The following is a 7,702-nucleotide window of genomic DNA, read 5'->3' as shown; positions in this document are numbered from 1 at the left end:
TGGCGCGCTCACGGCCTGGCCGGTCGTCGGCTTCCTCGATCCTCGACTTCCGTCGGACTAGGGAGCTTGCCAAAGAAAGCCTTGGGCCGCAATCGCGATATATATGAAGCGACCATCAAAAGATGACCATCAGCCGCCTCTAAGTCACTGATTTCTGGCTGGAGCAGGTAGGCAAAATCCGCAGATTTGTCCATTTGACTACCAATTCGTGGCCATCGGAGGCGGCTTCGAAATTTTCAGATACTTGCGCTTCTTTCTGAGAAAGAAGGTCACAGATTCGATCACTGCAAACGAAAAAGGCCGCCCATCGGGCGGCCTATCAAATCATCTTTCTGCGTCTCGCGACCAAGCATCAAACCGGTTCGAACGTCGGGATATCCTGTGCCCGATACAAGTTGAGGCCGATATCAACTCGATCGAGGACCGGTCGCACCCTCCGCATTTTGAGTCGTTTCACTACGTCTTTTTTCTCGATACCGTTCGCGTTGGCGACACGGATCTCGGTCGTGTATTCAGACGCGAAGGCCGCCACCTGGTCCTCGTTGAATCGGAAGAAACGATGCTTGCTGTTCCGGCCATCGATCACGATAGGCTGAAGGCGGGGGCTTTCCTTGCGGTGCACCAACTCCCACCCCGCGGACCTCGGAAGCTTCAGACGCGCGAAGGCATCTGAACCGGAGATGCCGGGTAGATGTTGGGCCTTCGTTGATCGCATTTCGACTGGATCGATGAGGATTGCTGCATAGCCTTCGACATCCTCAAGACGCATCACGTTCTGGAGGAACCCACCAAGCACGAGGTGCACAATCTCGATGCAGGACAGCTTCGCTTTCTCGGCGGCTTTTGCGATGCTGACCATGCCCGCGAATGCCATGCTCACGGGACGTGCGGAATTATGCAACGCCGCAAGAAATCTCTCGATATCCTGGTTGCCGATGGCCTTCCGAGTTCGTCCAGCAGCCTGCGAACGACCATCCGCGATCGGATCGAGCATACCTTCGTCAACGAGCTGCCCGGCTTGGGGTCGGGTGCAATTCAACACTTTCGGCAGCGACTTCATCTTTGTCGAACGATGAATAGAGGCAGCGACTTGCCGCCCCGCAGCGGCGTCAAACACGTGATAACCGGTGCCCTGTTTCTCAACCGGCACCAGCCCGTGAGCGGCGAGCACGTGCCGCAGCGTGCGCGGATCAAGGCGTGTCTCCGACGCGAGCGACTCCACGCTGTGGAGCCGACGCTCGCCCAGCGTCTCGCCAAGAATTGCCGCGCCACCCGCTATCTCCATCTCTGCGAAGATATGCTCCCGCATGATGCGTCGGATGTCGCCTGGGTCTTTTCTGTTTTTTGGCGATGCCAGCCACCTGTAGGGCGCTCCGAGGACATTCCCGCGATCAGGTTTGCTTCCCTGTTTCAGGAAACCCGCCTGAATATCCCGAAGCGCATCCCGTATGCCCTCCTCGCCTTCGGACGTGACTTCATACCCTGCGCGGCCAGCGGCGTCCCATTGAGCTTCATTGAGATCACCGGGCTTTGCTTTAGAACCGAATTCGAGAAGCAAACCAAGCATTTCGGTGGCGCGAACGGCCTGCTCAAGCGGCTGGCTGTCGAGCCATGACGGACCCGTTATTCCCTCCAAGCGCGCAACAACATAGCCTTGCAGTGGCGACGGCGCTCGACGCTAAGCCCGATCCACCAGTTCATCCAAAGCCTCAGCGCGCTCTGGCACCCGCAGGGCCATCTGGTGAAAGGCGTCATCCCACGAGACCTTCTTTCGGCGGACAAGCTCGAGGCCATGCATCGGACAGGTTCGGACAGGACGAGGCGTCCACAGAAGTCGACCTTTTCGGAACAACGCAGGATCACCGCCCAAGGCATCATCATCACGCAGACATGCAGGACAGAAGACCGTGTAAGGACTGGCGAAGAATTCAGCAGTAAACTCATGCCCACGCAACTCGAAGCGGCGCTTTCTGATCCTGTGCGCCGAGTTTCGATGGAGTGCGGCGCTGTCGACGCCAGTGACCCCAGCGAGTTGTTCGACGGCATCAAACTCGCAGCCAACCAGTGCTTCGGGACGAATTCCGATGTCATGGAGAAAGGGCACAACTCGTGCGCCGAGATGGAAACTCGCCAGACGGGCAGCGAAAGACATTGGGGTTTCGCACGGGTCGTAGGGCAAAAAGGGAACGAGAACCGACATCGTCGGGCTCCTGTCAGATCATCGGGAGGGGGTTCAGACGGTGCGGCTGCGCAGCTGGATCGCCGACCAACGGGGTGCGAGGAAAATGTTCTCGCCAACCGAGCAACCTTCCCTTGCAAAAAAAGCATCAGCGAAATGCTTGCTGTCGAGCTTGGTGTCGCCGCGCGCAGAGGCGATCTCGATCGCGTCGATCATCTGCTCGATGCAGCGACCGAAGCGCTGACGGCTGGCGTGCACAAGCCTTTCCATCAGATCACTACGATCGGGAAGTTCGAGACCGGCCAGACCACAGTAGCTTCCAAGAATTGCCCACAGCCGGTTACAGTCAGTTCCACCAGACACCTGCGGCAGAGCGATCGGGAAATAGCGCCGGCTCACCTGATCGTCGAAGCACACGTTTGTCCAAAGGCGGTCAATTCCGGAGAGGATCACGATCACCGCGCTCTCACCCTGCATGAGCCTTTTCAGGGTCTTCAGAATGTCCGGCGCTTCGGATTTCGAGCTTTGCGGGAAGACGTCATGTGCCTCATCGATCCAATCAGCCGAGCTCCATAAGCAGAGGAATGGGCGCGAAGCCGAACACGGCAAGATGCTCGAGGTCGCCGTCCCTGAAGCGCCCTCGAATCTCTCGGTCGTAGACTTTGCGTAGGTTCGCCAGCTCGATCTGGTAGTAGCCCGGGTCCGAGTCTTTGTGCTGGAAACCTCGGATCGAGATGTCGATCGGATGCCGATTGGCGATGATGAACTGCGGGATCATAGCCCGCGCACACGCTTGTCGAGGAATGGTTGTCTCGTTGTCGCCGACGGCTGCGGATACCCGAAGTATGTGCGCCAGAGGCACGTCTGGGTCCATGATGGCTCGGGCAACCCGCTCCTCATGCCGTCGCTTCATTTCAAGCAGGGCGTCTACGGTGTAGATGTCGAGTTTATTCCGATCATCAATCTCACGATGGTGCCGATCACACAGCAGCATGAGATTGTCAGGGTCGTCGGACTTCTCATGCGACAAGTCAGGATGTCCTCGAGGACCCTCGGGATTTGAAGCGATGATGTGCGCAAGGTAGGCGTGGTTCTTAGAAAGATCGCCTGTGATTAGGTCGCCCGAAAGCTCCTCACCGCAGTTCGTATACTGACAACGGCCAGCCGCTCGCCCCCAGACAACCAGCCGGGTGGGTTGAGTGGCATCACGCCCCCTGGACATTCTGCAACTCCTTCTCCGGTCGATTCATGCCGGCTCCGATCGAGATGGGCCCTGGGGCATTGGCACCGCGCCATACCCCATCGAAATGCCATAGCTCATAGTGATGCAGCCATTCCGAAGCCCAAGGGACGATCGTGTCAGAAATCCACATCGAGCTATGCCACTCGTTCTGCTCGGGGTCGAACAGGCAGAGCGCGGAGACTTCGGGCGATTCCGGGTCGTAGAGCATATGCGGAATATCGATCCAGCCGGTGCCGGGCCGCGGAGCGATGGTGGGCTGGCGAACGAACACAAGCGGAGGAATCGTCTTGGCCGGATTCCAGACGACGGACACCTTGTAACTCATCTGAAAGCCGCGGACGGGGCCGATCCAGGCGATCCGACCGTCCGAGAACACGGTCAACGGCTTCAGCCCCGGCCAGACCTCCCGCATGCGCTCGGCTTGTGCTTCACGCGATTTCGGTCGCGCAGTTGCCTTCATTTCGGCAGGCGGCCGGAATGGAAGTGATGTGCCGGTGCCTTCGATATTGGCGCTGCTTTTGCAGCGGCCGGCGTCAGCAGAGCAGGGGCCGCTACAAAGCCTTTCGCAGGTTCAAAGGCGCTCGGGATGGACAGCCCGCGATGGCTGTCGAGGTAGGATCGGACAGCCTTCTCGCTGACCCTCTCACCAAAGAGGTCGTCGAAGACCTTGCGGACATCGGTGAAATTCGACGATCGGGCGCGCGCGAGCTCGGCGACGAGGTGCCGAAGATCGTCACGGAAGACACGCAGATCTTCGTTGGAGGTCGGCCAGCGATCGTTGAAGTCTTCGTGCGGCGGAGCCGGGTTCTTCTCGTCGAGCGGGACGCCGGTGACCATGGACGTGTGGACACGACGCTCAAGGTCGAGCGCGTAGCTCTCCAGCTGGGCGCACAGACCGTTCTCGTTCGGCGGAACCAGTGCAGCGATCTTGGACAGGTAGATCGAGATGGGGCGTCTCAGGCTGCGCTTGGCATAGCGCAGGTTCAGATAGCGCTTCATCAGCTTGAGGGCGATCACCTGTGAAGCGTCTCGTAGGGGATTGCGAGGCGCCGGCAGGGCATCAATATCCGAATCGGCCATAATCGAATTGGTGACCAGGCGATCCTTGTTCCCCATGTTCGACCGCATCGCCATCACGTGATCCCGGAAGGCGCGGCTCGGAAGAACGATCTGCTTCCGGAACCAGTCGGCAAATCCATAGGGGTTGGCCGGGAAGAGCAGGTCGTCCCCGTCGTCCGGGCTGTGGTAAATCACGCCACAGCGAAGCGGGCGAGGCTCCCGGTAGGGGTCCATTGGCGTCACATCGAGATGCATGAAGGCGAACTTGAGCTGAATGCACCGCGTGCAGCGCTCGATCTCCTGGACGTCAGGAAATCCTTTAAAGGCCGCGAACAACTCGTCCAGCACATCTGAAATCGACCACCCGCGGGGCCGCCTGAATTCGAGGATGGCATCGAGATCGAACCTGTCGTCCGTGGCTCCGTCGATGATAGTTGCACCTATCGCTCGTGAACCTTGGGCGTATACCAGTGCGTCACCTATATAAGGGCTAAGCCGGCTGGCAGTCCGTTGCAGGTGTGCCGGGATCAGTTGGTATCGTTTCTCGCTGACACGATGATCTCGGTCACTGAGCTCAAGTTCAAGAGCCGTGCCAAGCAGCAGCGCGTCAAGACCAGGTGCAGTATCATCAAGGGGCATTTCGAACTCCTTCCCTTCGAGCTCCTCCAACTGCCTCCCTCAGTAAAATCGCTCTACAAATCAATATATAGGCACGCCGACCAGCCGGCAACACCATTGATAGATTATTGTTCTACTCTTGTTCTCAAATGAGATCCTTGCTGATGACTCCCAGCTTCGTCAAAGGAAGCTTGGCAACACGAGAGTCGGCCTAAAGCCCCCTTTTATGGACATAATTTGCTTGTTTAATGGTCATCCGAATGGGTCCACTGGCCAAGTTTTGGTGGTCGCTTCAATGTAACCCCTTGCCCTTCTCAGCCGCAGCGGGAATGGCCGCAGGCGGCGCAGGTCATGCAGCCTTCGATCATGTGCAGCTCGAAGCTGCCGCAGGCGGGGCAGGCCTTGGCAGAGGACGGGGCCAGCGTCACGACATTGGCCTGCGGGTCGGTCTTGAGGCCCAGCCCTTCGCCGGGGATGAAGCCGGTCGCGACGAGGTGGCGCTCGATCACACCGCCGATGGCGGCGAGGATCGAGGGGATATAGCGGCCCTCGATCCAGGCGCCGCCGCGGGGATCGAACACGGCCTTCAGCTCCTCGACCACGAAGGACACGTCGCCGCCGCGCCGGAACACGGCCGAGATCATCCGCGTCAGCGCGACGGTCCAGGCGAAATGTTCCATGTTCTTGGAATTGACGAAGATCTCGAACGGGCGGCGGCGGCCGTCCTGGATCAGATCGTTGATCGTGATGTAAAGCGCGTGTTCGCTGCCCGGCCATTTCAGCTTGTAGGTCTGCCCTTCCAGCCGCTCGGGGCGGTCAAGGGGTTCGGTCAGGTGAATGACGTCGCCATGAGGCTCGGCCGGGGCCGACAGCCGCGCGGTCGCGACTTCGGGCGGCGCGTCGCGGCGTTCTTCGGATACGGTCAGGACGGACCCCGTGACCGGGTTGGGCCGATAGGTGGTGCATCCCTTGCAGCCCAGATCCCAGGCCTGCATATAGACATCCTGGAAGGCATCGAAGCCGATCGCCTCGGGGACGTTGATGGTCTTGGAAATCGACGAATCGACCCATTTCTGCGCGGCGGCCTGCATGCGGACGTGATCCATCGGATCGAGGGTCTGGGCGCTGACGAAGTGGTCGGGCAGCGGCGCGTCGCCGTTCAGATCGCGCCAGAGGCCGACGGCGTAGTCGGTGACTTCCTCCTCGGTGCGGGTGCCGTCCTTTTGCAGAACCTTGCGGGTATAGGCATGGGCGAAGACAGGCTCGATCCCGCTGCTGACATTGCCGGCGTAAAGGCTGATGGTGCCTGTGGGCGCGATCGAGGTCAGAAGCGCGTTGCGGATGCCATGCGTCCTGACCGCTTCGCGCACGTCGTCGTCCATCCGCATCATGGTGCCCGAGGCCAGGAAGGGATCGGCCCGGAACAGCGGAAACGCCCCCTTTTCGCGGGCAAGATCCACCGAACCCAGATAGGCGGCGCGGGCGAGACGGCGCAGCCAGCGTTCGGTCAGACGCGCCGCGCCGTCGCTGCCATAGCGCGCGCCAACCATCGCCAGCGCGTCGGCGAGGCCGGTCACGCCCAGACCGATCCGGCGCTTGGCCTGCGCCTCGGCGCGCTGCGCGTCCAGCGGGAAGCGGCTGGCATCGACAACGTTGTCCATCATTCGCACGGCCGTCGCGGTCAGGTCGTCCAGCGCATCCTCGTCCAGCGCGGCCGCGTCCGTGAACGGGTCATCGACCAGGCGGGCCAGGTTGATCGACCCCAAAAGGCAGGCGCCATAGGGCGGCAGGGGCTGTTCGCCGCACGGATTGGTGGCGGCGATGGTTTCGCAATAGGCAAGGTTGTTCATGTCGTTGATGCGGTCGATGAAGATCACGCCGGGTTCGGCATAATCGTAGGTCGCCCGCATGATGCGGTTCCACAGATCGCGGGCGCGCAGGGTGCGCCAGACGCGCCCGTCGAAGACCAGATCCCACGGACCGTCGGCCTTGACGGCGGCCATGAACGCATCGGTGACAAGCACGCTGACGTTGAAGTTGCGCAGGCGGGCCGGGTCGGATTTGGCGGCGACGAAATCCTCGATGTCGGGGTGGTCGCAGCGCATCGTCGCCATCATCGCGCCGCGCCGCGCGCCCGCCGACATGATCGTGCGGCACATCGCGTCCCACACATCCATGAAGGACAGCGGCCCGCTGGCATCGGCGGCGACGCCCTTCACCCCCGCGCCCTTGGGCCGGATGGTCGAGAAGTCGTAGCCGATGCCGCCGCCCTGCTGCATGGTCAGCGCGGCTTCGCGCAGGTGATCGAAGATGCCCGACAGGCTGTCGGGGATGGTGCCCATGACGAAGCAGTTGAACAGCGTCACCGATCGGCCCGTTCCGGCACCCGACGCGATGCGCCCGGCGGGGAGAAAGCGGAAATCCTGAAGCGCGGCATAGAACCGCGGCTCCCACAAGGCGGGATCGGCCTCGACCGCGGCGGTGGCGCGGGCGATGCGGCGCCACGTATCCTCGACGCTGCGGTCGATGGGGGTGCCGTCCGCGTCCTTGAGGCGATACTTCATGTCCCAGATCTGTTCGGCGATGGGGGCGGCGAAACGGGT

The 7,702-nt window shown here is 61.0% G+C and carries 7 protein-coding genes; all 7 read right to left on the bottom strand.

From position 1 onward, the window contains the following. Nucleotides 1-352 precede the first annotated feature (352 nt). Nucleotides 353-1,636 carry a hypothetical protein gene (locus OCGS_RS11180; protein ID WP_156801041.1) on the bottom strand — a complete coding sequence of 428 codons (1,284 nt, stop codon included), beginning with the start codon at nucleotides 1,634-1,636 and terminating at the stop codon, nucleotides 353-355. A 42-nt stretch (nucleotides 1,637-1,678) separates the two neighbouring features. Beyond that, complete coding sequence (locus tag OCGS_RS14885; protein WP_083848257.1) at nucleotides 1,679-2,200, bottom strand: TniQ family protein; 522 nt, start codon at nucleotides 2,198-2,200, stop codon at nucleotides 1,679-1,681. Nucleotides 2,201-2,233: 33 nt separating this feature from the next. Beyond that, complete coding sequence (locus tag OCGS_RS15250; protein WP_052026179.1) at nucleotides 2,234-2,656, bottom strand: hypothetical protein; 423 nt, start codon at nucleotides 2,654-2,656, stop codon at nucleotides 2,234-2,236. 82 nt (nucleotides 2,657-2,738) lie between these two features. Continuing rightward, on the bottom strand, nucleotides 2,739-3,401 hold the full coding sequence (locus tag OCGS_RS15115) for an HNH endonuclease (protein ID WP_040610964.1): 663 nt from the start codon (nucleotides 3,399-3,401) through the stop codon (nucleotides 2,739-2,741). After that, nucleotides 3,385-3,834, bottom strand: a complete 450-nt coding sequence (locus OCGS_RS11160) for a type II CBASS E2 protein (protein ID WP_238538252.1) — start codon at nucleotides 3,832-3,834, stop codon at nucleotides 3,385-3,387. Before OCGS_RS11160 ends, OCGS_RS15115 begins: the two co-directional genes overlap by 17 nt. Before the next feature lie 44 nt (nucleotides 3,835-3,878). Beyond that, on the bottom strand, nucleotides 3,879-5,150 hold the full coding sequence (locus tag OCGS_RS11155; RefSeq protein WP_238538251.1) for a nucleotidyltransferase family protein: 1,272 nt from the start codon (nucleotides 5,148-5,150) through the stop codon (nucleotides 3,879-3,881). 263 nt (nucleotides 5,151-5,413) lie between these two features. Then, on the bottom strand, nucleotides 5,414-7,702 hold a 2,289-nt coding region (locus OCGS_RS11150), incomplete at its 5' end, for an adenosylcobalamin-dependent ribonucleoside-diphosphate reductase (RefSeq protein ID WP_156801039.1).

Origin of the sequence: Oceaniovalibus guishaninsula JLT2003 (assembly GCF_000299575.1) — a bacterium.
Classification (GTDB): domain Bacteria; phylum Pseudomonadota; class Alphaproteobacteria; order Rhodobacterales; family Rhodobacteraceae; genus Palleronia; species Palleronia guishaninsula.
This window is presented reverse-complemented; position numbering and strand designations above follow the sequence as displayed.